This is a genomic window from Cyclobacterium sediminis (genome assembly GCF_054781075.1).
Map to the genome: position 1 here is coordinate 1 of NZ_BAAGVC010000005.1, position 1,183 is coordinate 1,183.

1 protein-coding gene and 1 pseudogene are annotated in these 1,183 nt (G+C 37.9%); both read left to right on the top strand.

Annotation, left to right across the window (positions count from 1 at the left end; all coding sequences use genetic code 11):
• Nucleotides 1-390: pseudogene (locus ACYVHJ_RS08385) on the top strand (IS21 family transposase); the annotation flags it as partial.
• Nucleotides 377-1,096, top strand: coding sequence for an IS21-like element helper ATPase IstB (istB, locus tag ACYVHJ_RS08390; RefSeq protein WP_149394195.1), 720 nt, complete (start codon nt 377-379; stop codon nt 1,094-1,096). The pseudogene ACYVHJ_RS08385 and the gene istB, both read left to right, overlap by 14 nt.
• Nucleotides 1,097-1,183: the final 87 nt, after the last annotated feature.

The window sequence follows — 1,183 nt, forward strand, 5'->3', positions numbered from 1 at the left end:
GAACACTTGTGTTCGACTCATCAATACTATCTGAACCGCAGTCCTGAATATTACAAAAAGAAAGCAGGGAAGCTATCGGAAACCTTGAGGGAACTTGTTGAGCTGATATTTTCCCAAAACAGATACCCGGAACAACTGTATAAAAGCTGTGATGGGCTGTTCAGTCTGTATAAAAGCACCTCTTTAAACACCTTTGAAAAAGCATGTCAAATGGCTATTGATTATCAAAATTACAGTTACCTATTTGTTCAGAATGTTATTAAAAACAAAACGACTGAATATGTAGAAGAACAACCCCGAAAGAACTTACCGGATCATCATAATATCAGAGGAAAAGAATATTACAACAATCAATTACCACTTAAACTAAAAAACAATGGAGAATATTGAGAACCAACTCTCACAATTGCGCTTGTATGGGTTTAAATCAAGCTGGAATGCACTCATGGAAACAAGAAGGTCGAGTGAGCTCTCACTCAATGAAGGTCTGGAGATACTCTTGCAGGCAGAGCTTCAGGATAGGGAAAATCGCCGTTTTGAAAGGTTGCGTAAATCGGCAAAATTTAGATATCAGGCTTCACTGGAAGAATTAAAATACGATAGCTCACGAGGCTTGGATAAAGGGCTTATAGCTTCTTTAGCAACAGGAAGTTATATAAACAATGGAGAGTCTGTATTAATAACCGGAGCCACTGGATGTGGAAAAAGCTTTATTGCTTCAGCATTGGGACATCATGCTTGTGCACAAGGCTACAAAGTAGCTTACTTTAATGTTCAGAAACTTATGCAACAAACAAAAATGGCACGATTGGAAGGAACCATTTATCAGATAATAAACAAGATATCCAAAACCAATTTGCTTGTCCTAGACGATTTTGGATTAACTCATCTGGAAAAACAACACCAAATGGATCTGATGGAAATAATAGAAGACAGGCATGCTAGAACTGCTACAATAATAGTAAGTCAATTACCAGTGGGAAGTTGGTTTGATATTATAGGGGAAGCTACTATTGCTGATGCAATTTTGGATCGGTTAGTGCATACCTCTCACAGAATTGAACTCAAAGGTGAGAGTCTTAGAAAATTAATGTAATTTTGTCATACTAGCCTTTTTTAGTTACCAAAATCCAAGGGGGGTCAATATCACCGTTGGAGGGGTCAACATCACCGGTATTTCCAC